The organism is Streptomyces sp. NPDC003720 (assembly GCF_042875075.1).
Classification (GTDB): Bacteria; Actinomycetota; Actinomycetes; order Streptomycetales; family Streptomycetaceae; genus Streptomyces.
In genome coordinates, this window is sequence record NZ_JBIANZ010000001.1 from 187,099 (window position 1) to 205,308 (window position 18,210).

16 protein-coding genes and 1 pseudogene are annotated in these 18,210 nt (G+C 73.9%); 9 read left to right on the forward strand and 8 right to left on the reverse strand.

The features are described 5' to 3' along the window. Nucleotides 1-286: 286 nt before the first annotated feature. Nucleotides 287-1,510, reverse strand: coding sequence for an ROK family protein (locus ACFYU0_RS00950; protein ID WP_389296845.1), 1,224 nt, complete (start codon nucleotides 1,508-1,510; stop codon nucleotides 287-289). 85 nt (nucleotides 1,511-1,595) lie between these two features. Beyond that, nucleotides 1,596-3,041, reverse strand: a complete 1,446-nt coding sequence (xylB, locus tag ACFYU0_RS00955; protein WP_351660326.1) for a xylulokinase — start codon at nucleotides 3,039-3,041, stop codon at nucleotides 1,596-1,598. A 185-nt stretch (nucleotides 3,042-3,226) separates the two neighbouring features. On the opposite strand from xylB, the gene xylA reads away from it, so the two are divergent. After that, nucleotides 3,227-4,393 carry a xylose isomerase gene (gene xylA / locus ACFYU0_RS00960; RefSeq protein WP_389296848.1) on the forward strand — a complete coding sequence of 389 codons (1,167 nt, stop codon included), beginning with the start codon at nucleotides 3,227-3,229 and terminating at the stop codon, nucleotides 4,391-4,393. 121 nt (nucleotides 4,394-4,514) lie between these two features. On the opposite strand, the gene ACFYU0_RS00965 is transcribed toward xylA, so the two are convergent. Continuing rightward, complete coding sequence (locus ACFYU0_RS00965) at nucleotides 4,515-5,825, reverse strand: SWF or SNF family helicase (RefSeq protein WP_389296850.1); 1,311 nt, start codon at nucleotides 5,823-5,825, stop codon at nucleotides 4,515-4,517. Next, nucleotides 5,822-8,584, reverse strand: coding sequence for a DEAD/DEAH box helicase (locus ACFYU0_RS00970; RefSeq protein ID WP_389296851.1), 2,763 nt, complete (start codon nucleotides 8,582-8,584; stop codon nucleotides 5,822-5,824). Before ACFYU0_RS00970 ends, ACFYU0_RS00965 begins: the two co-directional genes overlap by 4 nt. A 407-nt stretch (nucleotides 8,585-8,991) precedes the next feature. On the opposite strand from ACFYU0_RS00970, the gene ACFYU0_RS00975 reads away from it, so the two are divergent. Then, nucleotides 8,992-9,174 (forward strand): hypothetical protein, encoded by a 183-nt coding sequence (locus tag ACFYU0_RS00975; protein WP_389296853.1) that lies wholly within the window; start codon nucleotides 8,992-8,994, stop codon nucleotides 9,172-9,174. A 145-nt stretch (nucleotides 9,175-9,319) separates the two neighbouring features. Here ACFYU0_RS00975 and ACFYU0_RS00980 read toward each other — a convergent pair whose 3' ends face one another. Further along, entirely contained in the window at nucleotides 9,320-10,162 is an 843-nt protein-coding gene (locus tag ACFYU0_RS00980; protein ID WP_351660340.1) for a hypothetical protein, read from the reverse strand. Nucleotides 10,163-10,321: 159 nt separating this feature from the next. Next, on the reverse strand, nucleotides 10,322-10,618 hold the full coding sequence (locus tag ACFYU0_RS00985; RefSeq protein ID WP_351660341.1) for a hypothetical protein: 297 nt from the start codon (nucleotides 10,616-10,618) through the stop codon (nucleotides 10,322-10,324). Between the two features lie 130 nt (nucleotides 10,619-10,748). Here ACFYU0_RS00985 and ACFYU0_RS00990 point away from each other — a divergent pair, with 130 nt between their 5' ends. Together ACFYU0_RS00990 and ACFYU0_RS00995 are read left to right on the forward strand one after the other, a co-directional pair. Continuing rightward, nucleotides 10,749-11,618 (forward strand): oxygenase MpaB family protein, encoded by an 870-nt coding sequence (locus ACFYU0_RS00990; RefSeq protein ID WP_389297942.1) that lies wholly within the window; start codon nucleotides 10,749-10,751, stop codon nucleotides 11,616-11,618. A 9-nt stretch (nucleotides 11,619-11,627) separates the two neighbouring features. Then, a pseudogene (locus ACFYU0_RS00995) lies at nucleotides 11,628-12,062 on the forward strand (alpha/beta fold hydrolase); the annotation flags it as partial. A gap of 12 nt (nucleotides 12,063-12,074) precedes the next feature. Here ACFYU0_RS00995 and ACFYU0_RS01000 read toward each other — a convergent pair. Further along, nucleotides 12,075-12,674 carry a methyltransferase domain-containing protein gene (locus tag ACFYU0_RS01000; RefSeq protein WP_389296856.1) on the reverse strand — a complete coding sequence of 200 codons (600 nt, stop codon included), beginning with the start codon at nucleotides 12,672-12,674 and terminating at the stop codon, nucleotides 12,075-12,077. Nucleotides 12,675-12,826: 152 nt separating this feature from the next. Here ACFYU0_RS01000 and ACFYU0_RS01005 point away from each other — a divergent pair, with 152 nt between their 5' ends. Genes ACFYU0_RS01005 through ACFYU0_RS01025 form a run of 5 tightly spaced genes read left to right on the forward strand, consistent with a single transcriptional unit; the run spans nucleotide 12,827 to nucleotide 17,752 of the window. Next, nucleotides 12,827-13,600, forward strand: a complete 774-nt coding sequence (locus ACFYU0_RS01005; protein WP_389296858.1) for an MHYT domain-containing protein — start codon at nucleotides 12,827-12,829, stop codon at nucleotides 13,598-13,600. A 48-nt stretch (nucleotides 13,601-13,648) separates the two neighbouring features. Continuing rightward, entirely contained in the window at nucleotides 13,649-16,240 is a 2,592-nt protein-coding gene (locus tag ACFYU0_RS01010; protein ID WP_389296860.1) for a nitrate- and nitrite sensing domain-containing protein, read from the forward strand. Next, nucleotides 16,237-16,674, forward strand: a complete 438-nt coding sequence (locus tag ACFYU0_RS01015) for a roadblock/LC7 domain-containing protein (RefSeq protein WP_389296862.1) — start codon at nucleotides 16,237-16,239, stop codon at nucleotides 16,672-16,674. The genes ACFYU0_RS01010 and ACFYU0_RS01015 overlap by 4 nt, the downstream gene beginning before the upstream one ends. Before the next feature lie 18 nt (nucleotides 16,675-16,692). Next, the gene (locus ACFYU0_RS01020) at nucleotides 16,693-17,106 is read left to right on the forward strand and encodes a DUF742 domain-containing protein (protein WP_351660353.1); all 414 of its coding nucleotides are present in this window, start codon (nucleotides 16,693-16,695) and stop codon (nucleotides 17,104-17,106) included. 43 nt (nucleotides 17,107-17,149) lie between these two features. Next, nucleotides 17,150-17,752, forward strand: coding sequence for an ATP/GTP-binding protein (locus ACFYU0_RS01025; RefSeq protein ID WP_351660354.1), 603 nt, complete (start codon nucleotides 17,150-17,152; stop codon nucleotides 17,750-17,752). Between the two features lie 10 nt (nucleotides 17,753-17,762). On the opposite strand, the gene ACFYU0_RS01030 is transcribed toward ACFYU0_RS01025, so the two are convergent. Beyond that, entirely contained in the window at nucleotides 17,763-18,191 is a 429-nt protein-coding gene (locus ACFYU0_RS01030) for a PPOX class F420-dependent oxidoreductase (RefSeq protein ID WP_389296865.1), read from the reverse strand. Between the last annotated feature and the right edge of the window lie 19 nt (nucleotides 18,192-18,210).

The following is an 18,210-nucleotide window of genomic DNA, read 5'->3' on the forward strand; positions in this document are numbered from 1 at the left end:
CCCACGACGGGTGCGCCGGCCGGCCTCACGCGGTGCGGGCGTTTCCTTCTCGCGCGAGACACCGCCGTGAGGCAGCCGGCGGGCTCGCCCGGCGGCTGTGTCTCGTGCGAATTACGTTACGGCGTGGGGGAGTTGGGCAGAAGGGTGCGCCGCGTATCTGTGGACACGGCGAGCTGTGTGGAGAACTCGGCCACCTGAACGGGCTACGCCTAGGCGTTCGTGGTGGGCCGTCAGGTTCGGCTTCCCGGGGGTGGGCCGTCAGATTCGGCCTGCGGGGGGCGGTCCGTCAGCCCCGCTCCGCCACGGGCCGTTCCGCGACCGTCGCCGGATCGTCGAGCACCGCGCGGACGACATAGTGGGCGGCGCCCAGCAGCGGGCCCTCAGGGCCGAGCGTGGACACGGCCACCGGGCAGGCCGGACCGGCCGTACGGCCCGCCAGCTCCGCGGCCAGCGAAGGCAGCAGCCAGGGGGAGAGGCCCGCGAGTGCCCCGCCCAGGACGACCGTCTCGGGGTCGAGCAGATTGACGGCCCCGGTCAGGGCTATCCCGAGGGCCGTTCCGGCGTCCCGCAGGGCCCGGCGTACGGCCTCGTCGCCCTCTTCGGCGCGCTCCGCGAGCAGTCCGGCCAGGTCCTCGCGCGGTTCGAGGCCGGCCGCGCGCAGCACCGCCTCCTCGCCGGCGTACTGCTCCAGGCAGCCGCGCCCGCCGCAGGGGCAGGCGGGGCCGTCGGGCCGGACGGGCACATGGCCCAGCTCGCCCGCGAAACCGCGGGTGCCGCGCAGCACCTGCCCCTCCACGACGACCGCGGCGCCGATACCGATCTCGGCCGAGACGTGCAGGAAGTCGCGCGGTGTGCCGGCGCCGAGCCACAGCTCGGCCAGAGCACCGAAGTTGGCCTCGTTGTCCACGGTCAGCGGCAGGCCGCCGGGCAACAGGGAACCGAGGTCCACATCGTGCCAGTCGAGGTTCGGGGCGCGCACGACGGTGCGGCCGTCGCTCGCCACGAGTCCCGGTACGGCGACCGCGAGCCCGGCGGGCCACAGCCCCTCCCGTTCGGCCTCCGCCAGGACCCGGCCGACCAGTTCCGTCAGCTCCTCCAGTACGGGCTTCGGGGCCCGGCCGCGGTTGGCGCCGTACCGCACGGCACGCGCGCGGACGGTGCCGCGCAGGTCGGCCGCGCACACCGCGAGATGGTCGACGCCGATCTCCGCTCCGATGCCGGCCGGGCCGCGTCCGCTCACCGCGAGAGCCGATCCGGGGCGGCCCACCCGGCCCGGCCGCTCCGGGCCCAGCTCCTCCAGCAGTCCCCAGCGGACCAGGTCGTCCACGAGGGTCGACACCGCGGCCCGGGTCAGTCCGATGTGCGAGGCGACCGCCGCCCGGGACAGCGGGCCCGCCGCGCTGACGGCGTGCATCACCCGGGCGAGGTTGCGCCGGCGCATGCCCTGCTGGGTGTCCGGCAGGGAGCGTCCGGTGCCGCGCGAGCGGCCCTCGTGCAGTGGTGCGGTCATGCCCGTCGTCAATCCTCGGTGTCTGCGGCCGGACCCCGTGCCCGTACCCGGAATCCGGACCTTGCGCGCGTGCCCGGGCTGGGACTTACCGCGATTCCGTCCCCCGCTCCAGCAGCGGGGCCGCGTCGGAGAGTACCCCGCTGATCCGCGCCAGCGTCGCCTCGTCCCGCTCGACGGCGTCCAGCACCGGGCCGGCGGCCGTGTTCCAGCGGCGTGCCACCGCGCCCGGATCCTCGCCGGTCAGCAGCCCTGCGGCCTGTGCGGCGGCCCCCAGGGCGACCAGTTCCGCGGCCCTGGGGATCTGGACCGGCCGGCCCGACAGCCGCCGTACGGTCTGCTGCCAGGCGGTGCCCCGGGCTCCGCCGCCGATCAGCAGCAGTGGCGTGCTGCGGTCCGCGTCCTCGTCCAGGACCAGTTCGAGCGCGCCGAGCAGGGCGTGCACCGCGCCGTCGTAGGCCGCCTGCAGCAACTGGCCGGCCGTCGTGTCGTGGCGCAGCCCGGTCAGCAGTCCGGCGGCGTTGGGGAGGTTCGGGGTGCGCTCGCCGTCCAGGTACGGCAGCAGGGTGACGGAGGTGCCGGGCTCCACGGCCTCCCGGTCCAGGCCCAGCAGCGCCGCGACCCGGTCCACGGCGAGGGTGCAGTTCAGCGTGCACGCGAGCGGCAGCCAGTCCCCGTGGGCGTCCGCGAAACCGGCCACCGTGCCCGTCGGATCGGCGGGCCGGCGCCTGGCGACCGCGTACACGGTGCCGGACGTGCCGAGGCTCAGCACCGGCGTGCCCGGCCGGAGCCCGAGGCCCAGCGCGGCGGCGGCGTTGTCACCGGTGCCCGGCGCCACCAGGGTGCCCTTGGAGAACGGCAGGTCGTGGCCGTCGCGCACGGTGCCGGCCACCTCGCCGGGCCGCACCACCCGGGGCAGCAGCGCCGGGTCGAGCCCCACATGCGCCAGCGTCTCCTCGTCGTACGCCTCCGTGCCGGCGGCCCACCAGCCCGTGCCGGACGCGTCGCCGCGGTCGGTCGTGCCCTGTCCGGTCAGCCGCTCGGTGAGGTAGTCGTGGGGGAGCCGTACCGCCCTGGTGGCGCGGACGGCCTCCGGCTCGTGCTCGGCCAGCCAGGCCCACTTCGTCACCGTGAACGACGCCCCGGGCACGCTGCCGGTCCGCTCCGCCCACGCCTTCGGGCCGCCCAGCTCCTCCACGAGCCGGCGTGCCTGCGGTGCGGAGCGGACGTCGTTCCAGAGCAGTGCCGGGCGCACCGGCTCACCCCGCTCGTCCAGCGTGACCAGGCCGTGCTGCTGGCCGCCGATCGACACCGCGGCGGCCTCGCGCGCCGGTTCGCCGCACTGGCGCAGCGCCTCGCGCAACGCGTCCCACCACTGGCGCGGATCGCTCTCCCGGCCCGCCCCGGAGGACACGGTGTGCGGCGCCTGCCCGCTCGCCACCACCTCGCCGGTGGCCGAGTCGACGACCAGTGCCTTCGTGGACTGCGTGGAGGTGTCCACGCCCACGACGAGCGGACCCTCGGCTGCTGACATCGGGCTCTCCCTCTTTCCGCGGCTCCGCGGGGTGTGCCGTGACCCGGCAGGACATCGGTCCGCGGCGGCGGTGGAATGGATCCTCCGCCGACGAGGACACACCTTGTGTCTTCCCAGAGGTGCGTGTGCATACTAATTTGTAAACGGCCATGACGAAATAGTCGTACCAAGCAAGGAGCCGCGGCATGAGCTACCAGCCCACCCCCGAGGACAGGTTCACCTTCGGCCTGTGGACCGTTGGCTGGCAGGGCAGGGACCCGTTCGGCGACGCCACCCGCCGCGCCCTCGACCCGGTCGAGACGGTGCGGCGCCTGGCGGAGCTCGGCGCCCACGGAGTGACCTTCCACGACGACGACCTGATCCCGTTCGGGTCGTCGGACACCGAGCGCGAGTCCCACATCAAGCGCTTCCGCCAGGCCCTGGACGCCACCGGCATGAGCGTGCCGATGGCCACCACCAACCTCTTCACGCACCCCGTCTTCAAGGACGGCGCGTTCACCGCCAACGACCGCGACGTCCGGCGCTACGCCCTGCGCAAGACGATCCGCAACATCGACCTCGCCGCCGAACTGGGCGCGAAGACGTACGTCGCCTGGGGCGGTCGCGAGGGCGCCGAGTCCGGCGCCGCCAAGGACGTCCGCGTCGCCCTGGACCGTATGAAGGAGGCCTTCGACCTCCTGGGTGAGTACGTCACCTCCCAGGGCTACGACCTCCGGTTCGCCATCGAGCCCAAGCCCAACGAGCCGCGCGGCGACATCCTGCTGCCCACGGTCGGCCACGCGCTGGCCTTCATCGAGCGCCTGGAGCGTCCCGAGCTGTACGGCGTGAACCCCGAGGTGGGGCACGAGCAGATGGCCGGGCTGAACTTCCCGCACGGCATCGCGCAGGCCCTGTGGGCCGGCAAGCTCTTCCACATCGACCTCAACGGCCAGTCCGGCATCAAGTACGACCAGGACCTGCGGTTCGGCGCCGGTGACCTGCGGGCCGCTTTCTGGCTCGTCGACCTGCTGGAGACCGCGGGTTACGAAGGGCCCCGGCACTTCGACTTCAAGCCGCCGCGGACCGAGGACCTCGACGGCGTGTGGGCGTCGGCGGCCGGCTGCATGCGCAACTACCTCATCCTGAAGGAGCGTGCCGCCGCGTTCCGTGCCGACCCGGAGGTCCAGGACGCGCTGCGTGCCTCGCGGCTCGACGAACTCGCCCAGCCGACCGCGGCGGACGGCCTGCAGGGCCTGCTCGACGACCGCGCCGCCTTCGAGGACTTCGACGTGGAGGCGGCCGCCGCGCGCGGGATGGCCTTCGAGCGGCTCGACCAGCTGGCCATGGACCACCTGCTGGGCGCCCGGGGCTGAGCACCGCCGGGGGCATTCCGAAGTCGCCGGGCGGTTTCGGAATGCCCCCGGTCGGTCCTGCCGGCGAGCACCGTTCGCGCACGTCCTGTTCCCGCCGGCCGGCGAGCCGCCCCGCCGGCCGTCAGACGCCTCGGGGTGTCCGGCCCTCCGGGGTCGTCAGCCGTCCCGTCGCCAGCGCTGTCGCCGGGTTGCGGTCCGGGGCGCCCGCCGGAAGCCGGCGCTCCTCCTCGGCGCGGTACGGCCACCAGCGGCCGTCCGGTCCGAGCCGCAGTTCCAACCCTTCGTCGGGGACCGCCCACCGGTTGCCGCTCCGCCGGAACGACGGCCGTTCGTCCGCCTCCCAGGCCGCGTCCAGAGCGGCACGCGCGCGTGCTAGGGCACCTCCCTCGACCTGCCACTCCTCATCGAGGACGGTCAGCGCTGCCGGTCCTCCCAGCCGCCAGGCCAGGACGGCCGTCGCCAGCCCCTCGCGGCCCCGCCCCGACCCCTCGGCGAGCCGCTCCGCCACGGCACCGGGCACCGCGCCGTCGGCGAGCCGTACGACGTCCTCGGCCGCGGTCAGCGTCCGCTCATCCCGTTTCTCGGCACCCCGGTCGCCGAGGGCCTGCGCCAGCAGTCGGTGAGCCTCCTGGGCGCTCTTCCCGGCCAGATACCGCAGGGCCGCGGGGTCGACGGCCGGCGTCGGTGCCGTCTCGGCATCGTAGGACGGTGGTTCGCCGGCCTCCTCCGGGACGTCGGGCAGCGTGGGGAGCCCGGGCAGGATGTCCGCGGCCGCCCACGCCTCCGCGGCGTCCACGCCCTCGGCCCCGTACGGCTCGCCCGGCTCCGACGGCTCGTCCGGGGCCGACGTGCTCCGCTGGTGCAGTTCCCGCAGGAACGTGCTCTCTCCCCGGCCGCGCATCAGCAGCAGCACGAACGGATCCTCGTCCAGCAGCCGTGCCACCTGATGGCACAGGGCCGCGGTGTGCCCGCAGTGGTCCCAGGCGCCGCAGTCGCACTCGGGTTCCAGCTCGCCGAGACCGGGCAGCAGCTCGATCCCCCTGATCGCCGCGTCCTCGATCAGGTGGGACGGCAGGTCCCCGTCGAGGAGCGCGGCCAGGTGTCCCGCCTGTTCGACGGCCAGGTCCTCGAAGCGCGCCCACTCCCGCTCGGACAGCTCGGGCACCAGGACGTCGGCCCGGTGCGCCCCGCCCTTAGGCTCCCGTACGACGGCGGTGACCCGGCCCGGCCGTACGGTCACCGCGCCGACCTCGCCCGCGCGCGCGAGCCGGCGCCCCGCCTTCACCGCGGTGGCCTCAAGCGCCGCGTCCTCCAGCGCCGCGAGCCAGGCGCGGCCCCACCAGGTCCGCGCGAACGCCTTCCCGCGCGCGGGCGGCAAGGCGGCGAACGTGCGCTCCGGGCCGCCTTCGTGCTCGTGCTCGTAGCGGCTCATCGCGCCTCCCCGCGCAGTGCCACCAGCGCGGCGAGTTCCGCGTCCGTCAACTCCGTCAGTTCCGCCGGCGCGGCGCCGCCGGTGCCCAGCACGGCGTCCGCGAGCGCGCGCTTGCGCCCGAGCATCTCCGCGATGCGGTCCTCGACGGTTCCCTCGGCGATCAGCCGGTGCACCTGCACGGGGCGGGTCTGTCCGATCCGGTACGCCCGGTCGGTGGCCTGGGCCTCGACCGCCGGGTTCCACCAGCGGTCGTAGTGCACCACGTGATCGGCCCGGGTGAGGTTGAGGCCCGTCCCCGCGGCCTTCAACGACAGGAGGAACACCGGCACCTCACCGTCCTGGAAGCGGCGCACCAGCGACTCGCGCTCGGCGACGGGAGTGCCGCCGTGCAGCAGCTGGGAGGGGACCCCACGGGCCGTCAGGTGCCGTTCGAGGAGACGGGCCATGCGCACGTACTGCGTGAAGACGAGCACTCCCGAGCGCTGCGTCAGGATGGTGTCGAGGAGTTCGTCCAGCAGCTCCAGCTTGCCGGAGCGTCCCGCGGTTTCCGGATGGTCCTCCTTGAGGAACTGCGCCGGGTGGTTGCAGATCTGCTTCAGCCCGGTCAGCAGCTTCACGATGAGACCCCGGCGGGCCATGCCGTCGGCGTCCGCGATCCGGCCGAGGGTCTCGCGGACGAGTGCCTCGTAGAGGCCGGTCTGCTCGTGCGTGAGCCCCACGGGGTGGTCGGTCTCGGTCTTCGGCGGCAGTTCCGGCGCGATGCCCGGGTCCGACTTGCGGCGCCGCAGCAGGAACGGCCGCACGAGACGCGCCAGACGCTCCGCCGCGGCCGGGTCCCCGCCGCCCTCGACGGGCCGCGCGTACAGAGCGCGGAAGGCGCTGAGGCGGCCGAGCAGCCCCGGGGTGGCCCAGTCGAGGATCGCCCACAGTTCCGTCAGGTCGTTCTCCACCGGTGTGCCGGTGAGCGCCACGCGTGCGCGTGCGTCGACGGAACGCAGTGCGCGTGCGGTCGCCGCGTAGGGGTTCTTCACATGCTGTGCCTCGTCGGCGACGACCATCCCCCAGGGCACTCCGGCGAGCCGTTCGGCGTCCAGGCGCATCGTGCCGTAGGTGGTGAGCACGAACTCGCCGTCCGCCAAGGACTCGAGGCCGCGCGCGGGGCCGTGGAACCGGCGCACCGGGACACCGGGCGCGAACCTCTCGATCTCGCGCTGCCAGTTGCCGAGCAGGGAGGCGGGGCAGACCACCAGCGTGGCGCCGGCCGACACGGGATCCGCCTGCCGGTGCAGATGGAGGGCGATCAGAGTGACCGTCTTCCCCAGCCCCATGTCGTCGGCCAGACAACAGCCCAGTCCGAGGGCCGTCGTCCGGGCGAGCCAGCCAAGGCCGCGCAGCTGGTAGTCGCGCAGGGTTGCGGTGAGCTCCGGCGGCGGTCCCACCGGTTCGGCGGCTTCCGGGTCGGCGAGCCGTTCCCGGAGCCGCTCCAGCCACCCCGTGGGCCGTACGTCGACACGGAGGCCGTCGGCGTCGGCCGAGCCCGTCAGGGCGGCCGCCAGGGCCTCGACCGGGGTGATGGAACGGTCCTCGCGGCCCCGCGCCTGCTCCGCTTCCCGGGGGTCGACGAGCACCCAGCGGTCGCGCAGCCGGACCAGGGGGCGCTTGGCCTCCGCCAGCAGATCCAGTTCCTCCCGCGACAGCTCGCGCCCGCCCAGCGCGAACGACCACCGGAAGGCCGGCCCGGCGTCGGCGGAGCGGAACGAGGGCCGCGGTTCGTCCTGCCCGTCCGGCGGGCCGATGGACGCGTACGTGGTCAGTCCGCGTGACAGCTCCTTCGGCCAGTGCACGTCGACACCGGCCGCGGCCAGGGCCCGGGCACCCTCGCCCAGGAGGTCGGCGATCTCGTCGTCGGCCAGGTGCACTGCGTCGGGAATGGTGGCGGTGAGCAGCGGCGTGAGCGGCGGCCACGCCCGGACCGCGCGGCGCAGAGCCAGCAGCGTGTCCGCCCGCGCGCGCGGCCCGAACGCGTCTCGCGCGGCCGCCGGACCGGACCAGAGCCCGGCGGCGTCCGCGGTCTCCGCCGCCCCACTGATGCCGTGCACTTGGAGCACCGCACGGAACCGCACGGAGGCCTGATCCTCGCCGGCGGGGTCGTGGAGGCCGGTCGCCTCCACCCGCAACGACAGCCGGAGGCCCGTGTCGTGATCGGCGGCGAGGTCGTCGGCCCACCCGCGGAGACCGGGCAGGCACTGCGGCTCCGATGCGGCGAACGCGGCGCCGCCCGTCACCAGAGCGGCGGCGGGGGAGCGCGGGAGGGCGTCGGCGACCGCGTCCAGGAAGGAGCGCAACAGCCGTTCCGGGTCCGGCAGGCGCGGGCGTCCGTCCACCGCGAGGGGCGTGGCGTGTGCCTCCGGGGGCATGGCGGCGGCGAGTTCGCGGACCAGCTCAGCGTCGCGCGCGGACAGCGGTCCCACCCGCCATGCGTCGTGATCGGCCGGCGACAGGCCGGGCAGGAGCAGACCGCGCGCCAGGAACCGCAGGGCGAGCAGACCGGCAGTACCCCAGAACTCGACTGCTCGGTGCCGCCCGTCCCGCCCCGGCCGGGTGAGCAGCGGCAGGGCCGCCCGGACCGGCAGGAGAACGGCGGGCAGCCGCACCCGCTCCACGTCGCCGTCCGGCGCGGGCAGCACCAGGTCCAGCTCGGCGGTGGATCCCTGGGCGACGGCCGGGAGAGCCGCGCCGTCCGGCCGCCAGAAGGCCATCCTGCCGGCGCGCGGCGGGTCGGAGGGGAGGAAGACGGCGCGGCAGCCGTCCAGCCGGGACAGGACGGACGGCTCGTACGGGTCGGACGGGGTGGAGGCGTCAGACGGCTCGGACCGTTCGGACGGTTGGGTCGCGTCAGAAGGTAAGGGCTGTTCGGAATGTTCGTTGGGCGGTGCGGTGGAGATCCTCTGCACGATTCGGCCCGCGCTCCTCAAATTTGACTAATGGCTCGGAGCCGCCGAGGGTACAGCACGTCGAGGCGCGGGCCGAGGGGCGTGCGTGTAATGCAAGCCACTAGGGGATAGGTATGGGGGAAGTCTCAGGGGCGGGCCTCGGAACCGCGGGAAGCGTGCGCCCGTTCTCAGGACAGAGAGCGGCAAGGGCTGCCGCGGAGGAGGCGACGCTCATGTCCAAGAACGCGAAGATCGCCGCAGGGGGCGTGGCGGTCGGTCTGCTCCTGCTGATCTGGCTGCCCTGGTGGGTGGCGTTCCTCATCGTGGTGGGAATCCCGGTCGCCGCCTACCTGGCCCTGGACCCCGCACAGCGGCGCAGACTCCGTCGTGTGACGCGCAAGGAACTGGGCCGCTGAGGGTTCGCTGCACGGGTCCCGCTGAGAGCCGTTGCCCGGTCCCGAAACGCGCGCACGAGCACAGCACGGACAGGGGCGGGGCCCCCGGAGGGTCCTGAGCCGGTCGGGAGCCGTGCCGCTCCGCGCGCGGCACGGCTCCACAGGATCACAAGGGGCGTACGGCCAGCTTGTCGAGTGCTTCCAGCAGGCCGGGCAGCTCGGGGCCCCGGCCCACCGGCAGTACCTCACCCGGCTCCTCGTCCAGCAGGACGAACGCGATGTCGTCGGTGCGCGCCACGATCGACCAGCCCGGGCCGTCGGCCCGCAGCGTACGGGCGTCGCCCGGGGCGAAGGAGGAGCGGACCCGGCCGAGCGGCGGCGGCGAGTCGAGGTAGGCGCGTGCCTCCGCCAGCACGCGCCGGACGCCGCGGTGCCCGGACTTGGGCGCATCGCCCGCGTCGTCCGCCGACGGCTGCGCCGCTTCGGCGGGCGCGCCGGGGGAGGGCGTGAAGACGTCGCCGATCTGCTCCCGCCAGACGGCCCATTGCAGCGCGATCTCGTCGGCGCCCAGGCGGCGCTGGGCCGGCCCCCAGGAGCTGGTGTCCGGCGGGGTCAGCGCGGGCCCGTCCGCGGCGTCCGGGGTGGGATCGTGCGGTGCGGGCACCCCCGGGGCGGCTACGGCGACGGCCAGCGGCCAGCCCGGCAGGGCGGCGACCACCGTGTTCTCGTCCGGAGACAGTTCGTACTCCATGCCGCAGTCCCAGGACGCGATCGCCACGGCGACCAGGGACACGTCGTCGATGGCGACCGTCCAGCGGGCGCCGTCACCGTCCTGCCCCAGCACCAGGCCGTACCCGTCGGCGCACGGCGCCAGACCCAGCGCCGCGCACGCTTCGGGATAGTCGTCGCCCAGCACGCTCGGGAACTGTGCGGGCGTCAGCAGCACCGCCGTGAGCACATACAGCGCCTCGTCCGCGGCGGCGACGGCCTGCTCGTCCGTCCCGGCCATCACAGCCCTCCCAGTGGTTCGTCCATCGGCGCGCACCCTAGTGCGAGTGGGAGGTGCTTGTCACGACTCCACACACCACGCGGAGCTGCAGGTTTCCACCTGGACGGGGGCGAAACGGCCGCCGTCCGAAGCCCGTGATCCGCGTCGGCACGGGCCGGCTCAGGCGGCCGGCAGGCCGAGGAGGTCGCGGGCCACCGTCCGGGGCGACTGGTCGCGTTCCCGGGCCAGGGCGACGACCGCCCGGCACGCCAGTTCGTTCACCCCGAACGACAGCGCCTCCGGGGACACCCACGCCGACGCCTCGTCGATGCCGTCCTGGTCGTCCTCCGTGCGGGCCGCCACATAGGCCGCCGCGGCCTCGAACAAGTTGTGTGGACGCCGTTCCCGGCTGACCGTCGTCTCCGCGCGCGGAGACGTACGGAACCTGGCGGCGTACTTGCGTATCGCGTCGAACACCTGACCCGCCTTCCTCTGAACGGGGTCGTCACCGACCACCCATCCGGCACTGCTCAACGTAGAGTTGAAGCTCCGGCGGTAAAAGGGGGCAGTGACGGTGCGCTTCGACCGGCTCAGGCGGATCCAGCGGATGGACCCGGTGACGGACGCTCACCAGATCTACCGGCTCAGCACGGCGTTCGAATTTCCGTGGGACTACACACGGGCCCTGGAACTGGCTCTGTACCGCACCTACGCCATCCCCTCCATCGGGCGGCTGCTCGCACGGACGGGAGAGCTCACCGAGCGCACGCAGAAGAGGTACGACGACACCGCGCTTCTCCTCGACACCGTCGTGGAGCACGGATTCGACGCCCCCGAGGGCCGCACCGCGATCCGCCGGATCAACCAGATGCACCGCAGCTACGACATCAGCGACGACGACATGCGGTACGTGCTGTCCACGTTCGTGGTGGTGCCCCGGCGCTGGATCGACACCTACGGCTGGCGCCGCCTGTCCCGGCACGAGATCGTCGCCGCCACCGAGTACTACCGCACCCTCGGCCGGCACATGGGCATCCCCGGGATCCCGGAGACCTACGAGGAGTTCGAGGCGCTGCTCGACGCGTACGAGCAGGCCCACTTCGCCTGGGACGAGCAGGCCCGGCGGGTCTCCGACGCCACGCTCGACCTGATGGCGTCCTGGTATCCGCGCCCGCTGGCGCCCCTGCTGCGCACGGCCACGCTCGCCCTGCTCGACGAACCGCTGCTGCGCGCGTTCCACTACGGGCCGCCGGGCCCCGTCTCCGTCGCACTCGTACGCCGCGCGGTCCGGGCGCGCGGCCGGCTGGTCCGCCTGCTCCCGCCCCGCCGCGCACCGCACTTCGCGCGGCAGAACCGGGAGATCAGGAGCTACCCGAACGGCTACCGTCCGGCCGACCTGGGCACCCGCCCGGTCCCGGGGGCGGGCGGGTGCCCGGTGCGCCACCTGGACGTCTCAGCGGGCGACGTCCCCGAGTGAGTTCAGGGTGTCGCGCACCGGCGGCCCGACCTGGTCTCACAGCTGGTCCTCACCGAGGCCAACCTCGACGCCTTCCCGCCGGCCACGGCCGGCAGCAGCTCGATCGCCACGTACGGGGGGACCAGTTCGTCGAGAGTCAGTACGCGCGCGTGCTGGACGCCGTCGGTCCTTTGCGGGCCGCCACGATGCGGCTGGCCGGCCCCCGGGCGCTGCACCGCAGCGCCGTCGGCCTCCGCCGCGGCTCGGATCCCGTCATGCGCACGATCCTCGAAGGCCTGGAGGCCGACCGCGTCTACCTCCATGGCGAGCACAGCGGCGAAGTCCCGGGCCGGCGGAGCCTGGAGGCCGCGGGGCGTCCGCGTTCTCACGGTGCCGGGCGCCGGGCACAACGTCATGTTCGACAACCCCGACGCCTTCGTGGCGGCCGTGGCCGGACAGGGCTGACGCGACCCGCGGTCAGTCCTCGCGGGTCGCCAGCGCGAGGAAGCGGGCCTCCTCGTCGGCGTACGAGGTCATGCGCCAGCCCGCGCGCTCCAGCAGCGGACGGAGATTGGCCTCGGCGCGGAGATCGTCCGGAGTGATCCGCCGCCCCTGACGTGCCGCCAGGGCGGCCCGACCGATGGGATGGAACAGCGCGAGCCTGCCGCCCGGGCGCACCACACGGGCCAGTTCCCGCAGGTTCGCCACCGGCTCCGGCAGGTGCGCGATCAGGCCTGCCGCGAAGACCGCGTCCAGAGCGCCCCGGCACAGCGGCAGCGCGGCCACGTCCGCGAGCAGCAGACGGCCCGCCCGGTCCCGGCCGGCCCGGACGGCGGCCTGGAGCATCGCGGGAGTCAGATCGACGCCGACCACCACCCCGGCAGGTCCGACCGCGGCTCGCAGCGGCGGCAGGGCGCGGCCCGTGCCGCATCCGGCGTCGAGCACGCGGTCGCCCGGACGCAGTCCCATCTCCGCCACGGCGGCCGCGAAGGCGGGACCGTCATCGGGGAACTTGCTGTCCCACCCGGCCGCACGGGCGGCGAAGAACTCCTGGACGTGTGTGTGGTCGTCGCTCATGTCCGGCATGATTCCTCACCGCCACGAGGGACACTCCTGTGCGCACGTTCGAGCGCGACCCGATCGTTCCGCCACCTCTCTGCGTCATATTCCAACACCTTTCGAAATGCGCCCCCTTCGTGCGCCCCTGACCCGGCTAGCGTCCCGGGGCCATGGGACACCTGGACCACGCCGCCTTCGGCTGGCTGACCCCCGTGCTGTCGTATCTGATGGCCTGCACGGGCGCCGCACTGGGACTGCGCTGCACCGTCCGCGCACTCGCCGCCACCGGGCGGTCGCGCCGCAACTGGCTCCTCACCGCGGCCTCCGCGATCGGCACGGGCATCTGGACCATGCACTTCGTGGCCATGCTCGGCTTCCGCGTCAGCGGCACCGACATCCGCTACGACGTACCGCTGACCATCCTCAGCCTGGTCGTCGCCATGGCCGTCGTCTGCGCCGGCGTCTTCGCCGTCGGCTACAGCCGGGACCGCAACCGCGCGCTCCTGCTCGGCGGCCTCACCACCGGGCTGGGCGTCGCCAGCATGCACTACCTGGGCATGGCGGCCGTACGGCTGCACGGCGACGTGACCTACCGGCCCCTCCTCGTCGGCCTCTCGGTGCTGATCGCCGTCGTGGCGGCGACCGCGGCGCTGTGGGCGGGGCTCAACATCAAGTCGCCCCTCGCGGTCACCCTCGCCTCCCTGGTCATGGGAGCGGCCGTCAGCAGCATGCACTACACCGGAATGCTCGCCGTGCGGGTGCGCGTCGCCCCCTCCGGCGAAGTCCTGCCCGGGGCCACGGCGATGCAGTTCATCTTCCCCCTCGCCGTCGGCCTCGGGTCGTACCTGTTCCTCACGTCGGCGTTCGTCGCCCTCTCGCCCACGGCCGGCGAGCGTGAGGCGTCCGCCTCCGCTCAGCGGCCCGTCCAGAGCGCCGCCCGCTAGCGGGACCCCGTCCCCGGACCCTTGTCCCACGTCCCGAGCGAGGAGGCCATGCGCCCACCCCGAGACACCCCGCAGGCCGGCTCACCCGGACAGATCCCGCCCCCGCCGCGCGGCCGCCGTGCGCACGCCGGACCGCCGGCCGACGAAGGCATGGATCAGCCCCTCGGCCTTCCCGCCTACGACCCGCCCGCGCGCGCGGGCCGCCGGCGCCTGCGCCCCCGCACGGTGCGCGCCAAGGTGATCTGCCTGCTGATGGTGCCCGTCGTCTCCCTGCTCGCCCTGTGGGCGTACGCCACCGTCAGCACCGCTCAGGACATCGCCCGGCTCCGCCAGTCCCAGCGCGTCGACACCGAACTGCGCGCCCCGGTGGCCGCCGCCGTGACGGCACTGCAGAATGAGCGGGCCGCGGCCGTCCGCTACGCCGCCGAGCCCGGCGCGGCGCGCGCCGACGACCTGCGGTCCACGGCCACCCGTACCGACCGCGCGCTGACGGCGCTGCGACTCGGCGACGACAGCACGGTCGCCGACAGCCAGGAGCTCCCGGGACGCGTCGCCGAGCGGCTGGACGCGTTCGTCACCGGCGCCGAGCGCCTGCGCGCGCTGCGGACCGCCGTACTCGACCGCAGGACCGGCTGGGGTCAGGCCTACGACCAGTACACGAAGACCATCGGTACGGCCTTCACCGTGGACGGCGCCCTCACCGGCATCCAGCAGGCGGACGTCGGCTCGGACGCGCGCGTGCTGCTCGAATTCTCCCGCGCCGCCGAGGCACTGGCCCAGGAGGACGCCGTCCTCGGCGGGACGCGCCCGGGCGCCCATCCGCAGGGGGAGCGGTTGCGGCTGTTCGCCGCCGCCGTCGCCACGCGCCGCGCGCTCACCGAGGCCGCCGTCGCCGACCTCCCCGGCGCCCAGCGCGCCGCCTGGCACGACCTCGCAGGCAGCGGTCCCTACACCGCCCTAACCGCCGTCGAGGACGGGATCCTCGCCGCCGGACCCGGCGACAAGGCGGCCGGCACGGCACCGGGGGAGGCCTGGAACAGTGCCCACGCGCGCGTACGGGACGGCATGCGGACCGTGGCCGCGGACACCGGACGTGCCGTGGCGGGCCGGTCCGACCCCTACAGGCGCGGACTGCTGAGTCCGGCGGGTGCCGCCGTGCTGTTCGGCCTCGTCGCCGTCGCGACCTCGCTCGTCATCTCCGTCCGCATCGGCCGGGCCCTCGTGATCGAACTGGTCAGCCTGCGCAACGACGCCCTGGAGATCGCCCGCCGCAAACTCCCCGCGGCGATGCGGAAACTGCGCAGCGGCGAGGAGATCGACGTCGATGCCGAGGCGCCCGCGGGGCAGCCGGCGGAGGACGAGACCGGCCAGGTGGCCGAGGCCCTGACCGTCGTGCACCGCGCGGCTCTGCGCGCGGCGGCGGAGCGCGCCGAACTCGCCGGCGGCATCTCCGGGGTCTTCGTCAACCTGGCCCGGCGCAGCCAGGTGCTGGTCCACCGTCAGCTCAGCCTCCTGGACAGTATGGAACGGCGCTCCGACGACCCGGACGAGCTGAGCGACCTGTTCCGGCTCGACCACCTCACCACCCGGATGCGGCGGCACGCCGAGAGTCTGATCATCCTTTCCGGAGCGGCGCCGGGCCGGGCCTGGCGCACTCCGGTGGCCCTGACGAACGTCGTACGCGCGGCGGTGTCCGAGGTCGAGGACTACGCGCGCGTGGAGGTGCGCGGGCTCCCGGCGGTGGCCGTCGTCGGAGCGGCCGTCGCCGACCTCACCCATCTGCTGGCCGAACTCGTCGAGAACGCCGCCCAGTTCTCGCCACCGCACACGCGCGTGCGGGTCACCGGCGAGCCCGTCGGCAACGGCTACGTGCTGGAGGTCGAGGACCGGGGTCTCGGCATGGGGTCCGAGGTCCTCGCGGAGGCGAACCGGCGGATCGAGCAGTCCGAGGCCCTCGATCTGTTCGACAGCGACCGGCTCGGCCTCTTCGTGGTCAGCAGACTCGCCTCCCGGCACGACATCAAGGTGCACCTGCGCACCTCCCCCTACGGAGGCACCACCGCGGTCGTCCTGCTGCCCACCGCCCTTCTGCACACCGGCTCCCCGGCACACCCCGCGGTGGAGGAGGCGCCGACGGCCCCGCCGCACCGGCCCGAGTACGCGCGCGTACCGGACGAGCCCCCCGTTCCTCCCGAGGTCACCGCCCGGGCCGGCCGCCCCGCCCTTGCGGCCACCGCCCCCGCACACCGGCCCCCGGCCCCCGAAGGCCGGCCCTCGCCCCCCGCACACCAGGCGCCGCCCCCCGCGCCGGCGCCCTCGGCTCCCGCGCACGAACCGCCGCCTCCCGGAGTCACCGCCCTGAGGCCGCACCGCCCGCCGCAGGATTCCGAGTCCTCCGACGTCCTCCCGCGCCGCGTGCGCCAGGCGAACCTCGCTCCACAACTCCGCCGGCAGTCCCCCGAGGAGCCGGCACCGGAAACCGCCCCGCAAGGGGACGAGGGGCGTACCCCGGAAGTCGTACGGGACCGCATGGCGGCCTACCGCGACGGCTGGGTGCGGGGCGGTGGGCGACAGGCCGGTCACGGCACCGGCCCCGGAACAGCGACAGGCAGTGCGAGCAGTGAAGGAGACCCGGCATGATCCAGGACCCGAACACGAGGGCCGCCCAGCGGTCCGGCGAACTCGACTGGCTGCTGGACGACCTGGTGACGCGGGTGAGCGAGGTACGGCACGCCGTCGTGCTGTCCAACGACGGCCTGGCGGTGGGCGCCTCCAGCGGTCTGAGACGGGACGACGCCGAGCATCTGGCCGCCGTGGCCTCCGGTTTCAACAGCCTCGCCAAGGGCGCCGGCCGCCACTTCGGAGCGGGCGGCGTACGCCAGACCATGGTGGAGATGGACGATGCCTTCCTCTTCGTCGCGGCCGCCGGAGAAGGCTCCTGCCTCACCGTGCTCACCGCCGTCACCGCGGACATCGGCCTGGTCGCCTACGAGATGGCACGACTGGTCAGGCGCGTGGGCGAGCACCTGTACACCGCGCCGCGGATCACCGCCCGGCCGCCCGCCGCCGGATGAGCGGGAAGAGCGGCAGCCATGACCGACATCCCGACCGGCGGCCCGAGCACACCGGGCATCCAGTGGTACGACGGCGAGGCCGGCCCCCTCGTCCGCCCCTACGCCATGACGGGCGGACGAACCCAGCCGGGCCCCTCCGGAGTGAGCTTCGACCTGATCGCCCTCGTCACCCTCGACCCGGCCGCACCGGCGATGGACGACGACAGCGCCCTCGGCCCCGAACACCGGGCGCTGATCGGCCTGTGCCGCCTGGAGACGCAGTCCGTCGCCGAACTCGCGGCCGGTGCGGACCTGCCGGTGGGCGTGGTCAGAGTGCTCCTGGGCGACCTGCTCGAACTGGGCCATGTCACCGTCAGCCGTCCGGTGCCGCCGGCCCACCTGCCGGACGAACGCGTTCTGCGCGAAGTCATCGAAGGGCTGCGGGCGCTGTAGATGAACCCTGTGGAACCCCCACCTCACGCCGAGAGAAGTGATCATGGTCTCCGAGCACTCCGACGCAGCAGCCGACTCCACCGCCCTGGCGCTGAAGATCCTGGTCGCCGGCGGCTTCGGGGTCGGCAAGACGACCCTCGTCGGCGCCGTCAGCGAGATCCGTCCGCTGCGCACCGAGGAACTGCTCAGTGAAGCCGGTCAGTCGGTGGACGACACCGACGGCGTGGACCACAAGGTCACCACGACCGTCGCCATGGACTTCGGGCGCATCACCATACGTTCGGGCCTCTCCCTGTACCTCTTCGGGACGCCGGGGCAGGACCGCTTCTGGTTCCTGTGGGACGAGCTGTCCCAAGGAGCGCTCGGCGCCGTGGTCCTCGCCGACACCCGTCGCCTGGAGGACTGCTTCCCGGCGGTCGACTACTTCGAGCACCGGCGCATTCCGTTCGTAGTGGCCGTCAACTGCTTTCCCGGAGCACGCGGCTACGGCGCCGACGACGTCTCCCGGGCACTCGACCTGGACCAGGGGACACCGGTCGTCCTGTGCGACGCGCGCGAGCGGGACTCCGGCAAGGAGGTGCTGATCCGGCTCGTCGAGTACGCCGGGCGGATGCACACCGCCCGGCTCCTCGACTCCGTGAGCTGAACGCGTCCGCTCAGGCGGCCAGGTCCTTGACCGCCACCACCTTGTCGACGGTGACCCGGACCAGCAGCTCGCCCGGGACGCCGTTGCGGGCACCGTACTCCTCGGCGCGCTCCTCTCCCATGTACCGGGCGGCGATGCGGGTGGCCCACAGCCGGACGTCGTCCAGTTCCTCCGACAACCGGGCCCGGCCGCTCACCACCACGAAGTGAAAGGGCGGCCGGTCGTCGTCCACGCACAGGGCGATCCGTCCGTCACGGGCGAGATTGCGCCCTTTCACGGTTCCCTTGCCGGTGTTGAACACCAGCTCGTCGCCGTCCAGCAGGAACCAGATCGGGGCCACATGTGGGCTCCCATCGGCGCTGACGGTGGACAACTTGCCGGTTCGGGTGCCGTTCGAGACGAACGCCCGCCATTCCTCATCGGTCATCTTCTGTGCCATACGCCCATCCTGCTTGCCC